The following is a 24,181-nucleotide window of genomic DNA, read 5'->3' as shown; positions in this document are numbered from 1 at the left end:
CTTAGCTGATTTTTTGATTCTCGTGGTGAAATGTCTTCTGCCACTCACCGTCTCGCTCAATCCAAAGCACCAAGCAAACATTTTCAATGCCCTGATCATCAACCCGTATGTAGGCAAGGCAACAACTATCGTTCGACCCGAAATATCCCCACAAACGGCGAATACCCGGTTTACCTGCCGCGGAATGCTCATCACAATATTCGGCTTTCACAACCGCGTTGCCTTGGGCATCAAAACTAACAAAGTCCTTCGCCACATCCGCACGTAGTTGCACAGAACGTTGATTTAGCAACTGTTCTTCACGTTGCCAAATCTCATCCAACAATGCTTGCTGGTCGGCTGTAAGTTCACTCTTTGGCGTTTGGGGAGCTATCATCGACAATCATCTGGTCCATTCTGGATGCAGGTTGGGCACAACCGGCCTCGCCTACAACTTTTGCAGGCACCCCGGCTACCGTTGTCTTAGCAGGAACATCCTTTAAAACTACTGAACCCGCTGCAACACGTGCGCAATCTCCAATAGAAATATTGCCCAAAATCTTCGCGCCCGCGCCAATCATCACACCGCAACCAATTTTTGGATGGCGGTCGCCATCTTCTTTGCCGGTTCCGCCAAGAGTTACTGCATGCAATAGCGACACGTCATTGCCAACGCGAGCGGTTTCGCCAATCACCAATCCTGTTGCATGATCGACCATAATTCCGCGCCCGATGTTAGCCGCTGGGTGAATATCTACCTGGAAGATTTGAGACGTCCGGCTTTGCAAATATTTTGCAAAATCGCGTCGCCCCGAATGCCAAAGCGCATTCGCAAAACGATAGGTTTGAATGGCTTGGAAGCCTTTAAAAAACAACACCGGGTCAATTAGCCGATTGCATGCAGGGTCTCGCTCAAGCGTCGCTGCCAAGTCAGAACGGATAGCTTCGGCCACTTCCGGTTTTTCACGCAAGACATCAAAAAATGCACGGCGAACAATCGCTGCAGGCATATCACGGTGATCAAGCAATTCCGAAGCCCGGTAAGCTATTGCCTCTTCTACCCGTTCATGGTTGAGAACATTGGCGATAACAAAGCCAGAAAATGCAGGTTCGTTAGCCATCATTTTCTCCGCATCATTGCATATCGCATTCCAAATCGGGTCTACGATTTTCGGTTTCTGCGCTTGCAATATTGTCTCAGCCATAGCTGGTCTCCAAATTCGTTTCAATTCATATAGGCATAGTTTTGCCTAAAACCACATGTCGCTCAACTAAACAGCGTAATGTTGTTCAAAGAAGGATAACACAGCTTTCTTAAACTGTTTATCCCCTGTCGCACGCATGTGATCTCGACCTTCAATCACAAAGGCCTCACCATTTTTCATTAAGGCTGCCAATGGCTCTGGCCTGCCACCCACCTCGTCTTCGCTGCCAACGGCCACCAGCACCGGCATTTGAATTGCATTGACTTCCGCCTCTGTGATTTTTTGCCGCGACGAACCCATGCAGGCGGCTAGTGCCTTGCGGTCACTTTTTGTGTGGTCTGCAAATATACGGAACATACGCCCGGTTTTGTCCGTCACATCTTCAAGGCGAGGCGCAAGTAGGGCTTCAACGATCACGCCAGACGTCGACATACCGACAGTCATATTTTCACCAAGACCGCCAAACACTGCACATTTGATCAATTCTGGCGCTGTCATGCTGACATAGGCCGAAATCCGCGCGCCCATGGAATATCCCATGATCGCCACATCTTTCACCCCAAGATATTTGATGAGGTTGACCGAATCTTTTGCCATTTCACTGGACGGATAAGCCGCAGAATCATAAATCTTCTCTGATTTTCCGTGCCCTCGGTTGTCGATCGTGACGACCCGATAGCCAGCACTAACCAACTCATCAACCCATCCGGTATCAACCCAATTGATTTTGCCATTCGATCCAAACCCGTGAACAAGCAAGATTGTGGGCCCCTCGCCATATATGGAATATGCGATTTGATAGCCTTCAGATTGGAAGTGCGGCATTTTGGCCTCTATTTAGTTGCATTTACTCGGCTCAATATCAGCAAAATGTGTTTTGGCAAATTGTCATCTTGTTCCGCAACAGGTATACGCTGTTAAAGGCGACGAGTTCGGATCAAGTTCGTACATCTTGTCACGGGACCATTTTTGAAAAAACGAGAGCAATATGGCACACGGCACAACACCACATTATCACAACGCAATGGGCATCCAAAAAATTGAAATTGGGTCCAAAGAGTTCAAATGTGTTGGCGCTCTGCCGCCATTCGATCACCCACATGTCTTTTTGGACATGGGTGAGGACAATGACATCGTGTGCCCTTACTGCTCTACACATTACATTTTTAATGGTAATCTTGGCGCCGCTGCATCTTCTCCAAAAGAAGCCGTTTTCGACGCCCAACAGGCCTAGGGCTAGTCCCAAAAACTAGAGCCCGGAAACGAGGAAACAATGAGCCCCGACAAAACGATTTCGATCAATGGGGCTGGCATTGCCGGGCTGACGCTCGCAATTGCGCTCGCTAAATTCGGCTTCCGGGTGGTTGTCGCAGAGCAACAGCATGAAATTTCTGAATTTGGCGCTGGGCTGCAAATCAGCCCAAACGCACGACGCGCATTCGATGCATTGGGTCTAAGCAACCTCATAAGTGAAAAAAGCTTTGAGCCAGCTGGCATAGATATTTATAGCCATGGCAAGCAGAGCCCCGTTGCTAAAGTCAAATTGGGCGAGTTTGCTACCAATAGATACAACGGAACGCCCTACGCCGTCATGCACCGCGCAGATTTGGCTCAACAGCTTTTCAAGGCTGCAAAAGGATATTCCAACATCGAAATATTGTTCGGTGTCACCAACACGCGGGTTGAAGATATTGGCGGCGGCGTTTCCGTTATCATTGAGCGAGATGGGCACGCGCCCTATCCTGTAACAGCACGAGCGCACATCGGAGCAGACGGCGTGCGCTCGAGCACACGCATCGACTTGCTGGGCGGCAAGCGCCCGCAATATTCAGGCTATGTCGCGTGGCGAGCCATGGCCGATTTTGATCGGCTGAGTAAGATTGTTTCAACTGAGCGCACTTCGCTGTTCTGGGGTCCCGACTATCATATGGTCGTTTACCCACTGCCCGAACGCCAGCAATTTAACGTCGCGCTGTTCACTGAGTTCTCCCTGCCGCTAGAAGATAGCGACACGCCAGAAATCAGCAACAAATCATTACGCAAAAACAGCCTCTTAGCGCAAATACTGGAATCAATTTCTGATCCATGGACCGCTTGGCCACTCTTCAGTGTGAAAACGCCAACATGGTACAAAAACAATGTCGCAATATTGGGCGACGCCGCTCATGCGATGTTACCCTTTCAAGCCCAAGGCGCCGCGATGGCCATTGAGGATGCCGCCCTACTCGCCGCAATCTTCGCTTCTGATAATGACAACCCGAGCGCGTTCGAGAAATGGCAATCCCTTCGCCAACCGCGCGCCAATGCAATTCAGGAAGTGTCGCAAAAAAACGCCTATATCTTCCACCTTTCCCCGCCCCTAAGTTGGGGGAGAGATCTTGTCGTTTCGCGCAAAAGCGAAGAAGCACATTTGCAACGATTAGATTGGATTTACAATCATGACCCATTTGAAAACATGGTAAGCCCGATGTCTTAGCCACGGCTTGTGGGTATGAATTCGTCGCATGACAATTGACAGAAAGTGGCGGCGCGTTCCGTCACATTTCTGATATATTTCCAACCCGTTTGGGTTTTAGATTCGGTTTCCCCCTAAACAAAGCACTTGCTATTCCCATATTGGGCGTGTCAATTGCCAAAAATTGAACATGAAATTCATAGACGAACTTGGACGATAATGACTGGTGTGAAAAACCCCCGCCTGGCGCTGATCTTTATTCTGGTCACCGTCTTCATTGATATATTGGGCTTAGGGATCATCGTACCTGTTTTGCCTGATTTGCTCGAAGAGCTGACCGCTGAAAAAGTATCCAGCGCGGCAGCCTATGGCGGCTTTCTGATTGCCGCCTATGCATTGATGCAATTCATCTTTTCCCCCATTCTTGGCAACTTATCTGATCGATTTGGTCGCCGCCCGATTCTCCTCGCCTCACTGTTTGGTCTCACCCTTGACTATTTGCTCATGGGTTTTGCGCCCACGATCATGTGGCTGTTCATCGGACGGATTGTTGCTGGGATTATGGGCGCAGCCGTTTCCACAGCAACGGCCTATATTGCAGACATTTCGGAAAAAGAAGAACGGGCACAAAATTTTGGCTTGATCGGCGCGGCGTTTGGTGCAGGCTTTATTATCGGCCCCGCAATTGGTGGACAACTGGGTGAAATTGGGACGCGAGTTCCATTCTTTGCAGCGGCAGGCATTGCTTTCTTAAACTGTGTCTATGGCTATTTCATTCTGCCGGAAAGTCTTGGTATGCGCAAACGCCGTCGGTTCGATGCAAAACGCGCTAACCCATTGGGGATGCTGATTTCATTGAAGAAATTCCCGTATATCTTGTCATTCCTAGCGGTTTTGATGTGCTTCTCGTTTGCGTTGCAGTCCTACCAAAGCATTTGGAGCTTCTTCGCAAAAGAACGCTTCAGCTGGACCAGCGGACAAATTGGCCTATCTGTTTCCGCGTTTGGAATTATGTTTGTGGTTGTGCAAGCCATTTTGATCCGACCTGCAGTAAAATGGTTTGGCGAAACATGGTCTGTTGCAATGGGGCTTGGCTTCGCAATCATCGGCTATTTTGGATTGGCCTTCGTCGATACCACAATTGCCCTCTATGCATTCTTGGTGCCCGGCGCCCTTAGTGGTCTGGTTGTTCCCAGCCTAAATGGCATCATGTCAAACCGCGTTACAGACAACGCGCAAGGGGAACTGCAAGGCGGCGTAAACGCCATCAATTCGATGACAGCGTTTGTGGCACCCATCGTCCTAACGCAGCTGTTCGCCTATTTCAGCCACTCGCCAAACGCCCCAATGTACTTTCCCGGGGTGCCGTTTTTCGCATCTGGCGTTGCCATCGTTGTCGGCGCACTCATTTTCTCGCAAGCGGCGCTTCGCGCTGGGCCGTTGAGCAAATCCAAGGCCGAAGGCAAAGACGCCTAACGCCCTGTTTCGGCTGACCATTTATCATAAATGAGCTTAGACACCATCAGGTCCAAATGCGCCCCGCCACCATTCTTTAAAATGGTAATTTGCTCGTCGTTCGAACGCCCAATCCCCTGTTCTTGCTTGGCGAAATCATAATAGTCGGCCAAGATATCGGCTTCACCGATTACGCCATCCGCAATGGGAATAGATAACTCACCTATGTCGTGGATTGTCGTCTCCCGTGAGTCGACAAACAACGCACCCTTGCGCAGCAATTCATCATCCCCTTCACGCATATCCAACCGGAAGGCGCCAATAAGGTCGACGTGTGTGCCGGGCTGAACCCAGTCACCCAAAATGATCGGGCTTCGCGCCATCGTTGCAGATGATACAATATCTGCCTCCGATACCGCTTCTGCCAAATTTTCAACTGCCAAACATTGCTTTTCTTCCGCAAGGGCGGCGGCGTTGGCCCCGTTTCTGCTCCAGACCGACACTTTTTCAAGTTGAGGGAAAACCTCGCGATATGCATCGATCAACGATCCGGCGACAATGCCCGAGCCAACCACCAACAGTTTCTTAGAATTTTGGCGCGCCAATAACCGTGCACCAAGAATACTGTCGCCCGCGGTCTTCCATTTGGTAACCAACTGTCCATCAATCAGCGCTTTGATCCCGCCTGTTTCATCATCAAACAACACGACTACAGACTGGATCGTCGGCAATGGCGGCGTGCGTTCAGCGTTGGATGGATAGATGGTAACCGACTTTAGCGCCAAACCAAGCCCATCAATCCACGCAGCACGGTTAAGCATGGATTGGGTCCCGCGTTCTAACGCCAAATCACCAAGTAGCGCCTTGGAGTTCGCATGGCCTGCAAAGATCGCATCCGCAACTTCAGTCCAGCTAAGCTTAGCGTCTATATCTGCAACAGAAATGAACGGTATATCCATCATCGGCTCCTCAAAAAAACGTGCGCCAAGTCGAAACCAAGTCCGTATCAATTGCAAGTTCAGATTTCGCCAACAACTAAGCTTGGCAATGTTATCCAAACATAGAAGACAAAAAACCCGATCACCTTTTGGCAATCGGGTTTCTCAAGACATCATGTGGTTAGAACACCTGATTAGGTGCGACCAAACTCGTCTTCAAGTCGAACAATGTCGTCTTCACCGAAATACGATCCAGTTTGCACTTCAATCAATTCGAGCAAAATTTTGCCCTTATTTTCCAGCCGGTGAACAGCGCCAAGCGGAATGTACACGGATTGATTTTCGCTAAGTGTTTGAACACTATCATCAATCGTCACTTCAGCAGTGCCACTGACAACAACCCAGTGCTCAGATCTATGATGATGTTTTTGCAAGGAGAGCTTTTTACCCGGTTTCACAAACAGCCGCTTCACCTGAAAACGATCACCAACCACCAAAGATGAATATCCGCCCCAAGGGCGGTAGCAGGTCCGGTGAGTTTCCGTCAGCGGCGCAGTCCTAGGATCGTTGCGCAATGTCTTCACCAGCGGCCCGACTTGTTGCGCATCACTCAACGCCCCAACAAAAATCGCATCCTCACTAACAATCACCGCAACATCATCAAGTCCGTTTACCGTGACTTGGCCAGTTTCAGAATAGACCAAAGAATTCTTGGTTTTTGACAACATAACATCGCCCACCGCCACATTGCCTTCGCCATCCTGATCGCCGACTTTCCAAACGGCGTCCCAACTGCCCAAATCTGACCATTGGATTGCAGCTGGTACAACCGCTGCCTTTTGCGTCTTTTCAAAAATCGCATAATCGATTGAAATATCGGGCGCTTTGGCAAAGTGCTCTTCGTTCAAGCGCACAAAGTCCAAATCTTTATCAGCCTGCTCAACCGCAGGCCCGACAGCAGCCGCAACTTCTGGCGCAAGCGCTTCACACTCAGAAATCATCACGTCGCGATCAAATAGAAAGCTGCCCGAATTCCAAAGATGTTGCCCACCAGCAACCAATTTTTCTGCAGTCGCCAAATCAGGCTTTTCAACAAACTTTGCAACCTTGTTGCCACCTTCTGGCAAGGCTTCACCCTGCTCGATATATCCGTAGCCAGTTGCTGGTTCAGTTGGCCGAATACCGAACGTCACCAAGTTGCCAGCGGCGGCAGACTTGGCCGCCAAATCAACTGAAGCGCGATAATTTCCGTCTTCGATAATGCGGTGATCAGAAGCCAAAGCATAAATCAGTTTGTCGTCACTATCGATGTGATCGAGATATTTCGCCGCCGCCAAAATCGCAGCGGATGTGTTCCGCGCAATGGGTTCAAGCAAAATTGCGCCAAGATCAATACCAATTTCTTGCGCCTGCTCAGCAACCAAGAAGCGATATTCCGCATTTGTGATGATCACTGGGGCAGCGAACTTTTCACTATCATTCACACGCAGGAGGGTTTGTTGGAATAGACTGTCACTGCCCGCCAAGTTCAAAAATTGTTTTGGTCGAGACGAACGCGAGATCGGCCAAAGCCGTGTCCCTTTTCCGCCTGCCATAATAACTGGAACAATGCGCCCTACTTCACCCGACATCAAAGCCACTCCAAGTTCAAAAATAAAGCTACGAGATACGGCCTTTTTGCGCCCATTGCAAATATCAATTCGCCTTCTGGCAAATCAATGTGCCTTTTGCCGTATTCTACACCCAAAATCAAATAACTTAACCATTGAATTTGCTCCAATTTTATGACACACCGTCGCCTATTGCATACGCCATGCAGAATGCGGACGTGGTGAAATTGGTATACACAAGGGACTTAAAATCCCTCGCCTTAATCGGCTTACGGGTTCAAGTCCCGTCGTCCGCACCAAATCACTTGATACTTTGACAACGAGCGGTTTTGAGCGTCTAGTCGCTGACAACCTGTGAGGATTTATGCCAAACCTAGTCGTACTAGCTGCTTTTGATAAAAATGAAGATGGTGAACTTGTTGCCGCATTTGACCCGATGCAGATGCCTAATGAAGGCAGCGCCATTTCTAAGGGTAAGGCAATAGCAGACAGCCATGCCGGGGTCGTCGCTTGGTCCAGAACCGCAGACCCGTTAATGGGCGACTATGGCGAGTCCGTTGAGTTATTTAGATCAGGCGAAGTGCCGGATTTGGAATAATGGATGACGGCGGTCTGTTGTGTACAAATCGCCGCCAATTCACACTAAAACCTAGTCGTCGGCGCCGTCTTTGATTGGCGGTGCGTAGGACACATCCATATCCCATGGGAAATAGATCCATGTGTCCTGGGAAACTTCGGTGATGAAGCTGTTCACCAAGTCCCGGGCCAATGGTTTTGCGTACACTGTAGCAAAATGGGCATTCGGCAACATGGCCTGAACAGCACGTCCGGTTTTGCCGGTGTCGACCAGATCATCCACAATCAGAACTTTCTTGTCCGCATCTGCATCAAGCGCGAGAATATCATCGGCAATCTCTTTAAGAACAACAAGCTCGCCCTGGTCTTGATTGTCGTATGATGCAACCGATACGCTTTCGATCACGCGAATGCCGAGTTCTCGGGCAATAATCGCTGCTGGAACTAAACCACCACGGGTGATGCATACGATAGCGTCAAAAGGCCCTTCAGCATTCAATCGCCACGCCAGCGCCCGAGAATCACGATGAAATTGATCCCAAGAGACGGGAAAAGATTTATTTTGCGGTGCGCTCATGGCTCAGCCCTTTAGATTTTCAGTTTTAGCCGCGTTGCAGCATCAATTATGTCCCGCACCTTTTGTGTTGCCTCTGCTAAAAGCGCTTCGTCAGAAGACCGCAACACAATTTGCGTCATATATTTGTCCAACCCCATTTGAGGGTAAGAGCCGATCTTGACTGTTGGATAAGCGTTTTGCAATGCCGCAAGTGGCTCTGAGAGCGAACTTTCCCCAACTTGGGAATCACAGGAAGCGGTATAGACCTCAATTCCCGTTTCTAGATTGGGCGCAAGCGCCTCCAACATGCACTGCATGATTTTTGGCACACCTGCCATCACAAACACATTTTCCATATGAATGCCGGGCGCACCAGACACCGCGTTTGCGATCAGCTCACCGCCCTCAGGAATGCGCGCCATGCGCAAGCGGCCTTCGTTCATGGGGTAGTCAGCAAATCGATCCTGCATCATTTTTATGGCACGATCGTCAACGTTTAGCGCCACACCAAAGGCATGGGCGACCGCATCGGCGGTTATGTCGTCATGTGTTGGACCAATGCCGCCGGTGGTAAAAACATAGGTATATCTCACCCGCATGGCATTAATGGCATCTGCGATCTCTTCAATCTCGTCTGCGACGATCCGCGCTTCGCACAATTCAATATTCAACTCGGCGCAAAAATCCGCCACCGTCCCGATATTTTTGTCCTTGGTGCGACCTGACAAAATCTCATCGCCAACAACAAGCATACCGGCCGTAACGCGCTTTACAGATTGATTAGTGCTCATATACCTATCCCATTCCTGCTTGACTGAATGGCCGAGCCAATCAACAATTGCAAGAAATTTGTCGAACTAGACAATCTTCTAACCAGTCCCAATTCCATCACCACCTGTTGCGGAGATCCTCAATTGCGCCTACCTGCCCCGCTTCTACGCGGCACACTTATTAAGCGCTATAAACGCTTTCTGACCGACATTGCGCTCGAAACTGGCGAAGAGATCACCGCCCACTGCGCCAATCCCGGCGCAATGCTGGGGCTCAACATGCCCGGGCTGCCGGTCTATGTTTCCAAATCTGACAATCCAAAGCGCAAGCTGAAATACTCGTTGGAACTGGTGGAATTGCCAACCGGGCTAGTTGGCATCAACACATCTTACCCAAACAAGATCGTCGGTGAGGCATTGAAGGACAGATTAATTCCTGAACTAGGCACCTACCAAGATTTCCGAGCTGAAGTGAAATATGGCGAAAACTCACGGATTGATTTTCTGTTGGACCAACATTCGGCACGCAAAACATATTTGGAGGTCAAAAACGTCCACCTGTCGCTTGAGCCGCCCCTGGCGCAATTTCCCGATTGTGAAACCGAACGCGGGGTTAAACACCTGAAAGAGCTAACCAATATGGTTCAATTGGGTCACCGTGCGATCAATTTATATCTGGTGCAACGCACAGATTGTGAGCGATTTGCTTTCGCACCAGAATTGGCGCCCAAATATGCAGCGGCAGCGGTAGCGGCCAGCAAAGCAGGGGTTGAATTTATGTGCTATGATTGCGACATAAACACAGAAGAAATTTGCATCTCAAACAGGCTTCCAATTTCGTTGCCCACCAGCTAATTTGCGCTCGAATTGAATTGAGAGAAATATGGTCACCTATACTACAGCAAAACCAAATCAAAAGCGCACACCCGGCATCATCCCCCTTCACACAGAAGAGGGGTTTGAAGGCATGCGCAAAGCAGGCGCTTTGGCCGCTCAGGCGCTTGATCTGATGTATGAGCACGCCCAACCCGGCGTCACGACAGCTGAGCTTGACCGCATTGCATACGAATTTGCCAAAGACCACGGCGCAGTGCCGGCGACATTGAATTACCGTGGCTATCGCCACTCTATTTGCACAAGCATCAACCACGTGGTGTGCCACGGCATACCCAACGGCAAGCAACTCAAAAGCGGCGATATCGTCAATATCGATATCACCCTGATCGTTGATGGCTGGCATGGCGACACGAGCCGCATGTACCCGATTGGTGACATTTCGCGAAAAGCCGAGCGACTGATTGAAGTAACCTATGAAAGCCTTGCGCGGGCACTTGAGGTTGCAAAACCGGGTAAAACCACTGGCGATATTGGCGCGGCCATCCAAACCTATGCAGAAGGCGAACGCACATCGGTGGTGCGCGACTTTGTAGGACATGGTCTGGGTCGCTTGTTTCATGATGAGCCCAACATTTTGCATTTCGGCACCCCGGGCAGCGGCCCTGAATTGAAACCGGGCATGATCTTTACCATCGAGCCTATGATCAATTTGGGTCGACCACATGTGAAGGTTCTAGCAGACGGATGGACAGCCGTGACGCGAGATCGCACACTTTCAGCACAATGCGAGCATTCCATCGGCATCACAGAGCATGGCTGCGAGATTTTCACCCAAAGCCCAAATGACCTATTCAACCCTTTGGAAGCCCGCACCAGATGAATGATGAGCCGAAGTCACCAGGGTTGAAGAATACAGCCGGTTTTTCGGAAAGCGCACAGCCGCATTATCATGGCCATCGCGATAGGTTGCGTTCAAGGTTTCAGTCTTCAGGGGCGGACGATCTTCAAGATTATGAACTGTTAGAGCTTCTGCTGTTCCGAATTTTGCCACGTCGTGACACAAAACCAATAGCCAAAGCCCTCATCGATCGATTTGGCAGTTTTGCAGGTGTGTTGTCCGCCTCACCACAAATGTTGCAAGAAGTAGATGGTCTGGGACCAAACGCGGTAGTTGACCTAAAGGTGATACAGGCTGCCGCCCAACGATTCTCCAAATCGAAACTACCTGAGCGACCAACTTTAGGTTCATGGAGTGAATTGCTTGAATATTGCCACACCCAGATGGCATATGAAGATAAAGAGCAATTTCGGATCTTGTTTCTCGACAAGAAAAACAAGCTAATCGCGGATGAGGTTCAACAGATCGGCACCGTCGACCACACGCCAGTTTACCCACGCGAAGTGATCAAACGATCTTTAGAACATTCCGCCACAGCTTTGATTTTATTGCACAATCACCCCTCCGGTGACCCGACGCCATCAGGCGCGGACATACAGATGACGCGGGCAATCGATGAGATTGCGAAACCCTTGGGCATCACCGTGCATGATCACATCATTATCGCAAAAGATGGCCACGCTTCAATGCGGGGACTTAAGCTGTTTTAGTGATCTAAGTACGTAAGATTGGCGGCAAGATGCCCCGTACAGATTTATAGAAATTAAATAGGGCTTTGTTGGTTTTCACAGCATATTTTGTTTTTTGCAAAGCAATCTGGAAAAACATAAACCCCCACCCCACAACAGTGCGTGGGATGAACCTATTGCAAACCGGCTGTAATTCATTGCACCAACGGCGTTTTTCGTCTGACTCACCAACACCAATATCGACCATGGTGTAGCCGTCTTCCTTGTCCAATTCACTTTTTAGAACTTCAAGCAAGCATTGATTACCAGGCGATCCAGGCAATATTTCCTCATCATTGCTCATGGAGGAAATCAACATGAACAAATCTTTGCCATGGCCAACGCAATATCTGGATGCGATGAGCTCATCATCTAGATAAAGAGCGTAAAATACCGGCTTGACCGAACGAGCCGTCTTGAACACATCAAAATAGGCGTTGCGGACCAATTCATCAGCAAATGGGTTATCAATATCCAGTTGTTCAAATCGGGCGCGCTTTTGTTCAAACATCTGCACGAGAGCCAGTTTGACGTCGTCGGGTTCTACCAATTTGACCAACTTGACTTCGCCCAATGCATCCAGTTTTTGCCGGTGCTGTTTATCTCGGCGACGACGTTTGCGGTCGCGTTGCGATTTGTCTGCCTCGTCCCAACTCTGAAAGCTTGCCCGATAGACATGGTCTAATACGTGCTTGTTGCCTTGCCCCTCAAATCCTTCAAACTCAATCCAATCACCTGTTGGCATTCCTGGCAAATATACGGCGTCTGATGGAGGCAAAGCATCTACAAGTTTCTTCCAGAACTGCATGCGCTGCTCGTCGCTCAACTTCGCCATTATCAGCCGGTTGATCAGAGGCGCGTTGCAGGCAACATGAGAACCGACGAACCAAGTCAACACTGTGGCGCCAAGCTTGCGCGTCACCAATAGCGGCAAAACAACAAACGGCTGCTTGTCAAAATAGGCAGTGACGAAAAACTGTTTTTGAACTGGGATTTTGTTTTGATCAATCCAAGAACGAACAAAATCATAGCTTTGCCCGGGCGATTGCAAACCAAATTGCTCCAACGCGCGCCACTGAGGTTCGACGTCTCTTATGTCGGACGTGACGGTAAACATTGGTTTCCACGCTGAAAGCTGCCCCGCCGGCACCATGTCAGAATTCACCTTTATGTGATTTTCGGCCAAAATCAATTTTCTGCTCCTGAATTACGCAGGAACATCCTCACGAAAAAAACATTAAATACTTCACAAACTCTATCAAACTTGGGTGCAAATGGTCCGACCAAATCGATATAGGGTTAATACTACCCAAAGCTCTGCAAAATCGGAAATGTTTCAAGCAGCCAAAAACTGATGCGGGTGAAGTCGCCTGTCAAAAACAGGATGCCAGTGACCACCAAAAAACCACCCATGAATTTCTCAACTAAACCAAGGTTCTTCTTGAACTTTGCGAAAAAGCTCATGAATGGTCGAACAGCAAGTGCGGCAAGGAAGAATGGCACGCCTAACCCAAGCGAATAAACGGCCAAAAGGCCAGCGCCTTGCCACGCGGTTTCAGAGTTTGCCGCAACGGGCAGAATTGCTGCCAAAATTGGGCCAATACATGGGGTCCAACCAAGTGCGAAGGCAAGCCCAAGCAGATAGCCACCTAGCGGGCCAGATGCCTTTGATGGGCCTTCAAACCGCGCTTGACGATACAAAAATGGCAACCTGAACAGGCCAAGAAAATGCAGCCCCATCACAATAATTGCAACGCCGGCCAACGAAGTGAGCCATGTGAGCGAGGACCGCAACAGTTCACCAAATAGTGTCGCCGTAGCGCCAAGCCCGACAAATATGGTTGAAAAACCTAGAATGAAGAAAAGCGACGTCATGACCGTGCGCCACCACACAGCGCTTCCTGTGCTTCCTTCTTTGCGCAATTCCTCAAATGTCGTGCCACCCATATAGCTGAGATAGGGCGGTACTAAAGGCAAAACACAAGGCGACAAGAAGCTTAAGACGCCTGCACCAAAGATCACGGGTATACTAAGAGATATCATAAGAACTCCATTCCAGACCAGTAATGCATCATCAACTCTTTACAGGCAAGCACCTCACTGTCGCACTCAAGCAAATGTGAATCTTGTTGAGAATCGCACTATTTCGCTGATTTGGGCCCGAATATCCAAAGGAGCAATTGGCAGCACCATTCTCATGTGCTAACCCGCGCCGCATAAGCCCCAATGAGAATAGGACCTATGCGATGACCAACTTGCCCATCAAGATCGCCCCTTCCATCCTTTCCGCGGACTTTTCGCGCCTTGGCGATGAAGTTAAAGCCATTGACGATGGTGGATGCGACTGGGTCCATATCGACATTATGGATGGCCATTTTGTGCCAAACATCTCATTCGGGCCAATCGTCGTTGATGCCATTCGCCCAGCGACGAAGAAATTCTTCGACGTTCATCTCATGATTTCGCCAACAGATATGTATCTTGAAGCCTTCGCGAATGCGGGCGCTGATGCAATTTCTGTGCATGCAGAGGCTGGACCTCACCTTGATCGCTCTTTGCAGGCCATCCGCAATCTGGGCAAAAAGGCTGGCGTGGCGATTAATCCTGCGACACCGGTTTCAGCAATCGAAAACGTGCTCGACCGTATCGATTTGATCGTCTTGATGAGCGTTAACCCTGGGTTTGGCGGGCAGGCCTTCATCCCCCAAACGTTGGAAAAAATCCGCCAGGCAAAAGCTCTGATCGGCGACCGCCCAATTGACATTGAAATCGATGGTGGGGTAACAGATGTAAACGCTGAAGAAATAGCCGCCGCTGGTGCCACTGTGCTGGTTGCAGGCTCTTCGGTTTACAAAGGAAATGTCCCGTCCACTTATGGTCCGCGCATTGAAGCAATTCGAAACGCGGCAAATAAAAGTCGCGCGTAAGGACATCAAATGACGATCGCCAACATAACGCGAAACGCACTTTACTTTATCTTCTTCACGCAGCCGATTATTTTGGGCGCGTGGCTACCACGCATACCTGAAGTTCAGGAAAAACTGGCACTCGGCCCTGCAGATCTCGCTTTAGCCTTGATCGGCGCACCCGTAGGCACACTTTTGTCGCTACTCTTCGCCGGAAAAATCGGCGATGCGCTGGGCGCAAAAAGAACGATGATCATCTTTTATCCTTTGTTCTTCGCTGCCATGTTCTTGCCGTTCATTGCGCCAAGCCAATTTACCTTGGCTGTCGCTTTAGCCGCCTTTGGTGCAAGCATCTCCATTCTTGAATTGGGCATGAATATTTCAGCCGACTTGGTCGAAAAGCATCACGATAAATTGGTGATGAGCAAAGCCCACGGGCTTTGGAGCTTTGGCCTAATGGCTGGCACATTGATCGGCGCGGGTGCCGCGTCTTTGGCGATCAGCCCAATTTGGGTCAATGTCGGACTGACCATCCTATTTTTGCCAACCGCGTATGTGGCGATCAATAAACTGTCCATTCCAGCGCACAAGGCCCCGGAAAAGACACAAGAGAAGGCTGGCTTCACTTTCCCTCACCCCATATTGCTGGCCATTTGCGCCTTCACTTTCGGCACCACCCTTGTGGAAGGTGCTGTTGCGGATTGGGCTGCCATCTTCATGCGTGATGCGCAAAATGCGGGCCCCGGCATTGCCGGATTGGCAATAACTGTCTTTACGCTCATCGTTGCCGTCACCCGATTGTTTGGCGATCGATTGCGCAAAATTGTCAGCACTGAAAAATTGGCCTTTGGCCTTGCCTTATTGGGTGTGGCTGGTGTTGCAACCGTCTATTTCTCACCCAACATCCTTGTTGCCTTTTTCGGATTTGGTCTGATCGGCATCGGCGCATCACTGGCCTTCCCAATTGCCATCAGCGCCGCCGCCAGCGCGCCCGGGCGTTCTGTATCTAGCAATGTTGCGACGCTAACATTCCTCGCCCTAACCGGCTTCTTGGTCGGCCCCATCAGCATTGGCTTTATCGCAGAATATACCAGTATCCGCATCGGCTTGCTGGTTTTAGGACCTGCACTAATGCTCAGCGCAATATTAGCCTTCTCCTTAAAACCCAATTCATCCACGACGCCAATTGAAAGTCCTGCTCAATGATCCCTCGTTATTCTCGCAAAGAAATGACCGCAATCTGGTCACCTGAATCAAAATTCAAAATCTGGTTTGATATCGAAGCTCATGCCGCCAGCGCGCAGGTCAAGCAAGGTGTTGTGCCCCAAGAAGCTGCAGACGTCATTTGGGCAAAAGGCAAAGATGCGCAGTTTGACGTTGATCGGATTGATGAGATTGAGCGTGAAGTTAAACATGACGTTATCGCGTTCCTCACCCACTTGGCCGAGATCGTTGGCCCAGAGGCTCGTTTCGTCCACCAAGGTATGACGTCTTCTGATGTGTTGGATACGTGCTTCAATGTTCAATTGGTCAAGGCTACCGACCTGTTGCTTGAGGATATGGACAAGCTGCTCGCGGCGCTCAAAAAGCGTGCGTTTGAGCACAAAATGACCATCACAATTGGCCGCAGCCACGGCATCCACGCTGAGCCAACAACTTTCGGCATTAAATTGGCCCAGGCTTACGCAGAATTTGATCGCTGCAAAAAGCGCTTGATCAATGCCCGCGAAGAAATCGCAACCTGCGCGATCTCGGGCGCGATTGGCACATTCGCCAATATTGACCCTAGCGTTGAAGAATATGTCGCGGACCAAATGGGACTTTCAGCAGAGCCTGTTTCAACCCAAGTGATCCCACGTGATCGCCATGCCATGTATTTTGCAACTTTGGGCGTTGTTGCTTCCTCGATCGAGCGCCTTGCGGTTGAAGTACGTCACTTGCAGCGCACCGAAGTTTTGGAAGCCGAAGAGTTCTTCTCTAAGGGCCAAAAAGGCTCATCTGCCATGCCCCATAAGCGCAATCCAATCCTAACGGAAAACCTTACTGGTTTGGCGCGTATTGTTCGCATGTCTGTTACCCCGGCCATGGAAAATGTTGCCCTTTGGCACGAACGCGATATCTCCCACTCTTCAGTTGAACGGATGATCGGCCCGGACGCGACAGTAACGTTGGACTTCGCCCTAATGCGTTTGACCAATGTGGTTGAGAACTTGCTGGTCTATCCAGAAACGATGAAAGCCAACATGGACAAGCTTGGCGGCTTGCACAATTCACAACGTGTGCTGCTTGCCCTCACCCAAGCTGGCATGTCTCGCGAAGACAGCTATAGCGCCGTCCAGCGCAACGCCATGAAAGTTTGGCGTGGTGAAGGTGACTTTGCGACATTCCTAAAAGCTGACGAAGATGTCTCAGCTTCGCTTTCAGATGCGCAGATCGACGATATGTTTGATGATGCCTATCACATGAAACATGTGGACACGATTTTTACACGGGTATTTGGCGAAGCCTAAGCTCTCGCGGACTAAGATTTCAATGCCGCCGCACCCAAGTGTGGCGGCATTTTTGTTTCAACCGTCACTCATCACGAACTTTCATAGTGCCATTCACAAAGCTTAAACCTGAGTTGATTAGCCAAAATTCTCCTTATATATCAAATTCTTACGTCAAGTTACTGAATCAAAAATTTACATCGCCGAACGCTGCTTCTGACCAGAAGACTTGACGAACCCTCTTTCAGACCACCTAATCTAAACCTGCCCCCACTTGGAGATTTCCTTTGCCCATTCGCGACATTTTACTAGCCATCTTTGCCGTCGCAATTTGGGGCTTCAACTTCGTTGTGATCAAAGTTGGGGTGGCTGAAATTCCACCATTCTTGCTCACGGGCTTGCGGTTTATGCTGGCCGCCTTGCCGTTGGTGTTTTTCATCAAGAAGCCAGCTGCTGGTTGGGGCTATATCATCGCATACGGCATGAGCTTAGGCGCTATGCAATTCGGGCTTTTGTTTCTTGCCATCAAACTTGGCATGAGCGCATCCCTGTCTTCCGTGATCATGCAGCTCCAAGCCTTCTTCACCATCGGCTTTGCATTCATTTTTTTGCGCGAGGTGCCAAAGCTATGGCAGATATTAGGCGCAGTGGTAGCTTTCTCAGGGATTGCGATTATGGGCAGCGAGCAAGCGGCGCAGGCACAACTTGTCCCATTCCTCATATTGATTGTGGCTGCCATGTTCTGGGGTGTTGCCAACATCATTTCAAAGAAAGTTGGGCAAATCGATATGTTCAGCTTTGTGATATGGACCAGTTTGGTGCCGCCAATTCCCCTGTTCGCCCTGTCCTGGGCAATTGAAGACCGCAGCCAAATCATCAACACGTTCACCAATCCAACTTGGGTTGGTTTTGGGTCAATAATCTTCCTTGCTTATCCCGCAACCGTTATCGGCTTTGCAATTTGGAACCAATTGCTGAAAAAGCACCCTGCCAGTTTGGTAGCCCCGTTTTCACTTTTGGTGCCTATTTTCGGCATCCTGTCCGGCTATTTAGTACTGGGGGAAACAATGTCCCCCCTTGCCATCATCGGCGGTGCGGTGATTTTTGCAGGTCTCCTGCTCAATATATTTGGCAAACCCCTGTTTGCCGGCAGGTCTAAGCCACCTTCGCGAAAGCCCCAATAATATCCGGCCATCCGGTAACTGAAGCGAGGCTGTTGCGTACTTCGGCGGCTTTTTCGCCAAAATTCTCCAATTTGGAATGGGTTAGGCGCACAGCACATCCGTTCTCATCAGGCTTAAATGTCACCAACACTTCGCTATATTTATTCGGGTCAAATTCCCAATCTGCATTTAAGTGCCAAGCAAATAGAATGCTTTCACCACTGGTGAATTCAAGCACCCTGCCCCAATCACATTGTTGCTCACCACAAACCTCGTACCAGCGCCCACCTTGTTTCAACTCAACCATCAGCGCGGTGCGTTCAGTTTCGCCAATCGAATGGCCCATCGGCCAAAATTGATGCATCTGCTCTGTGAAAAACGTGAACGCATCCTGCGGCGATTTTCTGGTTTTTACGTCAACAATTACCGGTTCAATCATCTTCACTCTCCTCATCCCTGTCGGCGGCCTCAGCAAAATTATGCATTGCCTCCGTCCAATATTGATTTAGCCAATGGCGCAATGCCCGCAATGCGCTGGGGTCCGCCGCATAAATGCGCTGGCGTCCAACCTTCTTGCCGTGCACCAACCCCGCATCGTCCAGCAATTTAAGATGCTGCGACACCGCAGGTCGGGTCACCGGCAATCGGTCTGCAATTTCCTGCACACCCTGCTGTTTTGCCGACACAATTTCAAAAATGCTGCGCCGCGTCGGGTCAGCTAACGCCATCCACATTTGGTTTGTCTGTTCTGTATTCAATTCGTAAGTCACTACTAACCGTTAGTATATACTTACCAATGAGTCAAGCGTCCCGAAACAAATTCCACTTGCATGGCGGGCGCAAATTATGCACGAAGGCAATATGAAAATATCTGAAGCAGACATTTTGGTTATTCCTGGATATCAGGGCTCGCCCGAAGGCCACTGGCAACATGGCTGGGTGCAAAAAATGCCAAACGCGAAATTTGTCGAACAAGCAAACTGGGACAAGCCAAACCAAGACAAATGGGTGGAAAATATCTTGCAAGCCATCATGATGGCGACCCGCCCTGTGGTTTTGGTCGGTCATTCGCTTGGCGTGATTGCCATCTCCCATGCGGCGGGAAAATTGGCCGACACAAAAGTCGTTGGTGCTCTACTGATCGCTCCGCCAGATCTGGATCGCAAAAAGGGTATACCGAAACAAATATTGGGATTTGCCCCCATTCCACGCGATCCGCTTCCTTTTCCTTCAACCCTCATCGCATCGTCCAACGATCCATTTTGTGAAGTTGAAGCCGCCGCCGAAATGGCTGCAGCATGGGGTTCTGCCTTCAATAATGCTGGTGAATTGGGCCACGTTAATCCAGCAGCAGGTTTTGGCCCATGGCCTGAAGGCTTAATGGCATTCGCCAACCTAATGAAGAACCTGTAAGTCCGACTAGGGTCCACCCCTAGTTCGTTCGCGCTGGCCACTCCGTGTGGTGGCCATCAATCACATATTTGTGGCTATGGCGCACTGCCGCATGTTTATGAGGATGTTTATGGGGCTCCGGCCCTTCCCATCCCTCATGTTCGTGCTGATGGTGGGGCCCATGGTAATGCAGATGATCATGGTAAAGTTCATCATGCTGATGTTCTATTTCCGCCGGATCATCATTTTGCCAAATCTGCTGCGAGATGAACATCATCACCAGCGACGCAAGCGCAAACAAAATAAACGCCGCCTGAAATCCAAAAACGTTCGCCACCCAGCCCGCAAGCGGATAACTCACCAACCAGCAGGCGTGACTTAGTGTGAACTGAGCCGCAAATAGTTTGGGTAAGTCCGCGTCGCTTGCGGACCTTCGAAGCACACGCCCTGCTGGGGTTTGCACCAGTGAATAGCCGATGCCAAGAAAGAACCAAGTCACGAGCAACAATTCAAACTGCCCCACATAGGCGCCGAGCAAAAGCATGATGCCCAGCAACCAACCGCCACGTCGCATGACCGCTTGATCGCCCAACCGACTGACCAAACGCGGCACCATCAATGCAGCCACCAATGAACCCAAGCCAAAAGCGCCCATCGCAATCGCGACCATGCTCTCGTCGCCACCAAATTGCACCCGCACCAAAACAATTGTGTTCACAATCACCATGGCACCAGCCGCGGACACCACGAAGAACATCCCCAACATACCCTTAAGGCGGGGCGTTTTGCGGTAAATCTGAAACCCCTGTGCGATCTTCTCTCCTGCACCCAGTGCCTTATCTTGCATATCGACAATTTTCGGCAGGCTCGTCGACAGCACAAGCCCCGCAGAAATAATGAAAGCGCCGGCGTTGGCGACAAAGAAGATATCGAAACTGACAAACAGCAATAAAGCCGCGGCAATGGTCGGGCTCAAGAGATTTTCTAAATCATAAGTCAAACGCGCCATGCTCAGGGCTTTTGTGTAATCTTCTTCATCGTCAAACAGTTGGGGAATGATCGACTGGAATGTAGGGGTAAATCCAGCAGAACATGCGTTAAGCAGAAATATCAAAACATAAATCTGCCACTCTGCGGTGACGATTGGCAGAACCAAAACACAGGCAGCACGGGCCAAATCCAAGATAACCAAAAGCCGTTTTCGCCCCTCAGGCCGAATGAGACCGCCGACCACGGGTGCAACGAAGATATAGGCGATCATTTTAATCGCAAGTGCGGTGCCAAGGACCAAACCGGCACGCTCCCCAGCAATTTCATATGCCAACAATGCCAATGCAATAGTCGTCAGGCCGGTGCCGGCCAATGCAATCAGCTGAGCACCAAAAAGTTTCCTGAAAACCTTGTTTTGAAATACCGCCATTTCGCGCCTCTGCTTGCATTCTCAATCAGAATGTCACCACAGCTGGCAGGAAAACGCAAAAGAAAACAGTTGCCTATCAAAGCAACTGGTAATGCACGGCCCTTAAACGTAAAGGGCCGTGCATTTGTTTAGATTTTTGCCAGAAGATACCGACGCATGCCGATATACAAGCTGGCGCACATGCCCAAAAGCACGATGGTGAATGGGAAACCAGTCGATACGGCCATGGCTTGAAGAGCGGTCAGCGCACTGCTGCCCCCAACAAGAAGCAATGTTGCAGCAACAATTCCCTCAAATACGCACCAGAACACACGCTGGGACACCGGCGCAGCCGTTTTGCCACCTGCCGTAATCGTATCAATAACCAACGATCCAGAGTCAGAAGACGTCACAAAGAACACCAATACGAGGACGATACCCAATAACGATGTCACAGCGGCGAACGGCAACTGCTCAAGCATAACAAACAGCTTCAGTTCTTGCACCACACCAGCCACCGGTGCAGCTGCATCGGCCATCACTTGGGAAACAGCAGTTCCCCCAAATGCGCCCATCCAAATGACACTAGCAATCATCGGGATCAAGATCACACACGCGAGGAACTCGCGTACTGTCCGGCCGCGGGATACACGGGCGATAAACATGCCCACAAATGGTGACCAAGAAATCCACCACGCCCAGTAAAAGGCTGTCCAACCTTGGGAGAAATTCGCGTCTTCACGTCCAAATGGGTTGGAAAGCGGAATGATCTCGCGCGCATATGAAATGCCGCCTGAAACAATCGTATCAAAAATGACGGCTGTTGGCCCAACAATGATGATGAACAACAAAAGTAGAACCGCCAGGCCAATATTGACTTCTGAGAGGATTTTTACGCCCCCATCTAGACCACGGATCACCGAAATCGTCGCAAGGGCCGTAATCACCGAAATCAGAACGACTTTTGCAACATTGCCTGTGCCCCAACCAAACAGATAGTTAAACCCAGCAAGTGCTTGCTCTGTACCAAAACCAAGCGATGTCGCCAAACCAAACAAGGTCGCAAACACCGCCAAAATGTCGATGACATGACCGGGCCAGCCCCAAACACGTTCACCCAAAACGGGATAGAATGCAGAGCGCAAAGTCAGTGGCAAGCCATTGTTAAAGCTAAAGAATGCCAAGGAAAGAGCAACAACAGCATAGATTGACCAAGGGTGCATACCCCAGTGGAAAATCGTTGCTGCCATGCCAAGGTCTCGAGCGGCCACGGCATCACCTGCAGCAGCGCCAAGCGGCGCCCAATCCGTTCGCGCACCAACCTCACCGGCTGTTCCGCCTACAGAAGAAGCAAAATGCGACATCGGTTCAGACACACCGAAGAACATCAATCCAATGCCCATACCAGCCGCAAACAACATCGCGAACCAACCCAAATAGCTGTAATCAGGGCGAGCTTCTTGACCACCAAGGCGAATTTTACCCATTGGTGACACCATCAGAAACAGACAAAACAGCACGAAAATATTTGCCGAACTGAGGAAGAACCAGTCAAATGTTGAGGTTAAAAAGGGGCGAAGCCATCCAAAAAAATCAGTGGCTTGGTCCTGCAACATCAAAGTAATGATGACAAATGCGACAATCGCGACACTTGAGATAGCAAAGACGGGGTTGTGGATATCAAGTCCAAATGGCCTCACATTATCCTGTCCGATTTCGAAATCGGTCTCGACAGGATGGGGTACATCCTCTCGCGATTCGGTTGAATTGTTGGGCAAAAAGTCTCCTTCTAGAAATAGCATAAGCCGTTGTTTTCCCGGCCTTTCCAGCTAAATTTCCATCCTTTATCAACGGATCATCCGTTGCTCAGCACCCTAACAGTCTGAAAATTAAACGCAAATTCGCGCCGCCAGCATACAAAAAAAGCCCCGCCAAAAAGGCGAGGCTGAATATTCAATTCAGACTTTTCAGCTTGTGATTAGCTAGCAGGTTTTACTTGCTCTTCAGCTTCTGCATAAAGGCTTTTCATTTTGGCCCGCAGATCATCGTCAGAAATCGCGACATTCTTGGCATCCAAATCGCCGCGTACCTTGCGGAACACATCTTCGTCGCCAGCCTCTTCAAAGTCAGAGGCAACAACTTCTTTGGCATAAGCTTCAACTTCAGACGCTGCTGAAATGCCCATTTGCTCTGCAGCCCATTGGCCCAACAATTTGTTGCGGCGAGCTTCAATTTTAAACTTCAGCGCTTCGTCATGCGCATATTTTGCTTCTTCAGCCTTTTCGCGATCGTCAAACCCAGACATAACATTCTCCAAACAGGGCAAATATTTCCATTGACTGCTAATAGAACCTATAGAGCATCAAATCAAGAATAATGCCGTGCAAATTGCCACACTGCCGAACAACCCAATGTCAGTTCTCAAAACCAAATGTGTGCCAGTGCGAGGATCGGTCCGTAAAGAGTGAACTGTACGGCACTTGCGGTTCCTTCCACACGCATCCATTTTCCAACATCCGGCACGTCATATTTGGCAGGTTCCACAACCACAATATAGGCGGCTAAAAACAGTCCGAACGCATAAGACACCACAAATCCGTCTGAAATTGAAACTGCGTCAGGGCGCCATGTGGCCAAGGCAGCCGAAAAGATAAGTCCCTGAAATACCATCACCGAAAGTCCCATAGGAACATTGGAGTTCTCACGAACAAACTCGACAGATTGGTAATGCGCTTTGTTCAACACGAAATGGCTGACGCCCTGCACCAAGAACGACACCAACATAAATCCAACTATAGAAACAAAATGATCCACAACACCCTCTT

At 49.8% G+C, this 24,181-nt stretch carries 27 protein-coding genes and 1 tRNA gene; 13 read left to right on the top strand and 15 right to left on the bottom strand.

What is annotated here, in order from left to right:
* Position 1: 1 nt before the first annotated feature.
* The 3 genes from AC2D8L_RS02995 to AC2D8L_RS02985 all read right to left on the bottom strand — a co-directional run bounded on the left by AC2D8L_RS02995 (position 2) and on the right by AC2D8L_RS02985 (position 2,009).
* Positions 2-382, bottom strand: a complete 381-nt coding sequence (locus AC2D8L_RS02995) for a hypothetical protein (RefSeq protein WP_484683972.1) — start codon at positions 380-382, stop codon at positions 2-4.
* The gene (gene cysE, locus AC2D8L_RS02990; protein WP_484683971.1) at positions 348-1,184 is read right to left on the bottom strand and encodes a serine O-acetyltransferase; all 837 of its coding nucleotides are present in this window, start codon (positions 1,182-1,184) and stop codon (positions 348-350) included. The genes AC2D8L_RS02995 and cysE overlap by 35 nt, the downstream gene beginning before the upstream one ends.
* 66 nt (positions 1,185-1,250) lie before the next feature.
* The gene (locus AC2D8L_RS02985; protein ID WP_484683970.1) at positions 1,251-2,009 is read right to left on the bottom strand and encodes an alpha/beta fold hydrolase; all 759 of its coding nucleotides are present in this window, start codon (positions 2,007-2,009) and stop codon (positions 1,251-1,253) included.
* A 163-nt stretch (positions 2,010-2,172) separates the two neighbouring features.
* Between AC2D8L_RS02985 and AC2D8L_RS02980 the strand changes: the two genes are divergently transcribed.
* From AC2D8L_RS02980 to AC2D8L_RS02970, 3 genes are all read left to right on the top strand, one after another.
* Positions 2,173-2,418, top strand: coding sequence for a zinc-finger domain-containing protein (locus AC2D8L_RS02980; RefSeq protein WP_484683969.1), 246 nt, complete (start codon positions 2,173-2,175; stop codon positions 2,416-2,418).
* 39 nt (positions 2,419-2,457) lie between these two features.
* On the top strand, positions 2,458-3,660 hold the full coding sequence (locus AC2D8L_RS02975; protein ID WP_484683968.1) for an FAD-dependent monooxygenase: 1,203 nt from the start codon (positions 2,458-2,460) through the stop codon (positions 3,658-3,660).
* A 198-nt stretch (positions 3,661-3,858) separates the two neighbouring features.
* Positions 3,859-5,115: a TCR/Tet family MFS transporter gene (locus AC2D8L_RS02970; protein ID WP_484683967.1), complete on the top strand. Its 1,257-nt coding sequence runs from the start codon at positions 3,859-3,861 to the stop codon at positions 5,113-5,115.
* Here the strand turns inward: AC2D8L_RS02970 and AC2D8L_RS02965 are convergent.
* Both AC2D8L_RS02965 and AC2D8L_RS02960 read right to left on the bottom strand, forming a co-directional pair.
* Positions 5,112-6,053, bottom strand: a complete 942-nt coding sequence (locus AC2D8L_RS02965) for an ornithine cyclodeaminase family protein (RefSeq protein WP_484683966.1) — start codon at positions 6,051-6,053, stop codon at positions 5,112-5,114. The genes AC2D8L_RS02970 and AC2D8L_RS02965 overlap by 4 nt on opposite strands.
* A gap of 173 nt (positions 6,054-6,226) precedes the next feature.
* On the bottom strand, positions 6,227-7,663 hold the full coding sequence (locus tag AC2D8L_RS02960; protein ID WP_484683965.1) for a mannose-1-phosphate guanylyltransferase/mannose-6-phosphate isomerase: 1,437 nt from the start codon (positions 7,661-7,663) through the stop codon (positions 6,227-6,229).
* A 191-nt stretch (positions 7,664-7,854) separates the two neighbouring features.
* Here AC2D8L_RS02960 and AC2D8L_RS02955 point away from each other — a divergent pair.
* Together AC2D8L_RS02955 and AC2D8L_RS02950 are read left to right on the top strand one after the other, a co-directional pair.
* Positions 7,855-7,941: transfer RNA gene (locus AC2D8L_RS02955), tRNA-Leu, on the top strand.
* 65 nt (positions 7,942-8,006) lie between these two features.
* A complete protein-coding gene (locus AC2D8L_RS02950; protein WP_484683964.1) occupies positions 8,007-8,240 on the top strand; it encodes a hypothetical protein in 234 nt (77 codons plus the stop codon).
* Between the two features lie 51 nt (positions 8,241-8,291).
* On the opposite strand, the gene gpt is transcribed toward AC2D8L_RS02950, so the two are convergent.
* Together gpt and AC2D8L_RS02940 are read right to left on the bottom strand one after the other, a co-directional pair.
* Positions 8,292-8,795: a xanthine phosphoribosyltransferase gene (gene gpt / locus AC2D8L_RS02945; RefSeq protein WP_484683963.1), complete on the bottom strand. Its 504-nt coding sequence runs from the start codon at positions 8,793-8,795 to the stop codon at positions 8,292-8,294.
* Between the two features lie 11 nt (positions 8,796-8,806).
* Complete coding sequence (locus AC2D8L_RS02940) at positions 8,807-9,565, bottom strand: competence/damage-inducible protein A (protein ID WP_484683962.1); 759 nt, start codon at positions 9,563-9,565, stop codon at positions 8,807-8,809.
* Positions 9,566-9,688: 123 nt separating this feature from the next.
* On the opposite strand from AC2D8L_RS02940, the gene sfsA reads away from it, so the two are divergent.
* From sfsA to radC, 3 genes are read left to right on the top strand one after another with little or no spacing between them, the layout of a single operon-like run.
* The gene (gene sfsA / locus AC2D8L_RS02935; RefSeq protein WP_484683961.1) at positions 9,689-10,399 is read left to right on the top strand and encodes a DNA/RNA nuclease SfsA; all 711 of its coding nucleotides are present in this window, start codon (positions 9,689-9,691) and stop codon (positions 10,397-10,399) included.
* Between the two features lie 28 nt (positions 10,400-10,427).
* Positions 10,428-11,261 carry a type I methionyl aminopeptidase gene (gene map, locus AC2D8L_RS02930; protein WP_484683960.1) on the top strand — a complete coding sequence of 278 codons (834 nt, stop codon included), beginning with the start codon at positions 10,428-10,430 and terminating at the stop codon, positions 11,259-11,261.
* Positions 11,258-11,989 (top strand): RadC family protein, encoded by a 732-nt coding sequence (radC, locus tag AC2D8L_RS02925; RefSeq protein WP_484683959.1) that lies wholly within the window; start codon positions 11,258-11,260, stop codon positions 11,987-11,989. Before map ends, radC begins: the two co-directional genes overlap by 4 nt.
* 4 nt (positions 11,990-11,993) lie before the next feature.
* On the opposite strand, the gene AC2D8L_RS02920 is transcribed toward radC, so the two are convergent.
* Together AC2D8L_RS02920 and AC2D8L_RS02915 are read right to left on the bottom strand one after the other, a co-directional pair.
* Complete coding sequence (locus AC2D8L_RS02920; protein ID WP_484683958.1) at positions 11,994-13,199, bottom strand: GNAT family N-acetyltransferase; 1,206 nt, start codon at positions 13,197-13,199, stop codon at positions 11,994-11,996.
* Between the two features lie 113 nt (positions 13,200-13,312).
* Positions 13,313-14,050, bottom strand: a complete 738-nt coding sequence (locus tag AC2D8L_RS02915) for a cytochrome c biogenesis CcdA family protein (RefSeq protein ID WP_484683957.1) — start codon at positions 14,048-14,050, stop codon at positions 13,313-13,315.
* A 203-nt stretch (positions 14,051-14,253) separates the two neighbouring features.
* On the opposite strand from AC2D8L_RS02915, the gene rpe reads away from it, so the two are divergent.
* From rpe to AC2D8L_RS02895, 4 genes are all read left to right on the top strand, one after another.
* A complete protein-coding gene (gene rpe, locus AC2D8L_RS02910) occupies positions 14,254-14,934 on the top strand; it encodes a ribulose-phosphate 3-epimerase (protein WP_484683956.1) in 681 nt (226 codons plus the stop codon).
* Positions 14,935-14,943: 9 nt separating this feature from the next.
* On the top strand, positions 14,944-16,119 hold the full coding sequence (locus tag AC2D8L_RS02905; RefSeq protein ID WP_484683955.1) for an MFS transporter: 1,176 nt from the start codon (positions 14,944-14,946) through the stop codon (positions 16,117-16,119).
* On the top strand, positions 16,116-17,423 hold the full coding sequence (purB, locus tag AC2D8L_RS02900; RefSeq protein WP_484683954.1) for an adenylosuccinate lyase: 1,308 nt from the start codon (positions 16,116-16,118) through the stop codon (positions 17,421-17,423). Before AC2D8L_RS02905 ends, purB begins: the two co-directional genes overlap by 4 nt.
* Positions 17,424-17,689: 266 nt before the next feature.
* Positions 17,690-18,586: an EamA family transporter gene (locus AC2D8L_RS02895; protein WP_484683953.1), complete on the top strand. Its 897-nt coding sequence runs from the start codon at positions 17,690-17,692 to the stop codon at positions 18,584-18,586.
* Here the strand turns inward: AC2D8L_RS02895 and AC2D8L_RS02890 are convergent.
* Together AC2D8L_RS02890 and AC2D8L_RS02885 are read right to left on the bottom strand one after the other, a co-directional pair.
* Positions 18,558-19,004 carry an SRPBCC domain-containing protein gene (locus AC2D8L_RS02890; RefSeq protein WP_484683952.1) on the bottom strand — a complete coding sequence of 149 codons (447 nt, stop codon included), beginning with the start codon at positions 19,002-19,004 and terminating at the stop codon, positions 18,558-18,560. The two genes, AC2D8L_RS02895 and AC2D8L_RS02890, sit on opposite strands and share 29 nt — an antisense overlap.
* Positions 18,997-19,335, bottom strand: a complete 339-nt coding sequence (locus AC2D8L_RS02885; RefSeq protein WP_484683951.1) for an ArsR/SmtB family transcription factor — start codon at positions 19,333-19,335, stop codon at positions 18,997-18,999. Before AC2D8L_RS02885 ends, AC2D8L_RS02890 begins: the two co-directional genes overlap by 8 nt.
* 91 nt (positions 19,336-19,426) lie before the next feature.
* On the opposite strand from AC2D8L_RS02885, the gene AC2D8L_RS02880 reads away from it, so the two are divergent.
* Positions 19,427-19,978 carry an RBBP9/YdeN family alpha/beta hydrolase gene (locus AC2D8L_RS02880; RefSeq protein ID WP_484683950.1) on the top strand — a complete coding sequence of 184 codons (552 nt, stop codon included), beginning with the start codon at positions 19,427-19,429 and terminating at the stop codon, positions 19,976-19,978.
* 19 nt (positions 19,979-19,997) lie between these two features.
* Here the strand turns inward: AC2D8L_RS02880 and AC2D8L_RS02875 are convergent, their stop codons facing one another.
* The 4 genes from AC2D8L_RS02875 to AC2D8L_RS02860 form a co-directional block, all read right to left on the bottom strand.
* Positions 19,998-21,377 (bottom strand): MFS transporter, encoded by a 1,380-nt coding sequence (locus AC2D8L_RS02875; RefSeq protein ID WP_484683949.1) that lies wholly within the window; start codon positions 21,375-21,377, stop codon positions 19,998-20,000.
* A 128-nt stretch (positions 21,378-21,505) separates the two neighbouring features.
* Positions 21,506-23,134 (bottom strand): BCCT family transporter, encoded by a 1,629-nt coding sequence (locus AC2D8L_RS02870; protein ID WP_484683948.1) that lies wholly within the window; start codon positions 23,132-23,134, stop codon positions 21,506-21,508.
* Between the two features lie 200 nt (positions 23,135-23,334).
* Positions 23,335-23,661, bottom strand: a complete 327-nt coding sequence (locus AC2D8L_RS02865) for a DUF1476 domain-containing protein (RefSeq protein WP_484683947.1) — start codon at positions 23,659-23,661, stop codon at positions 23,335-23,337.
* Between the two features lie 116 nt (positions 23,662-23,777).
* Entirely contained in the window at positions 23,778-24,170 is a 393-nt protein-coding gene (locus AC2D8L_RS02860; protein ID WP_484683946.1) for a hypothetical protein, read from the bottom strand.
* Between the last annotated feature and the right edge of the window lie 11 nt (positions 24,171-24,181).

It is taken from the genome of Maritalea sp. YIW29, assembly GCF_057219265.1.
Note: the sequence above shows the minus strand (reverse complement) of the source record. Positions and strands in the feature narration are given on the sequence as shown.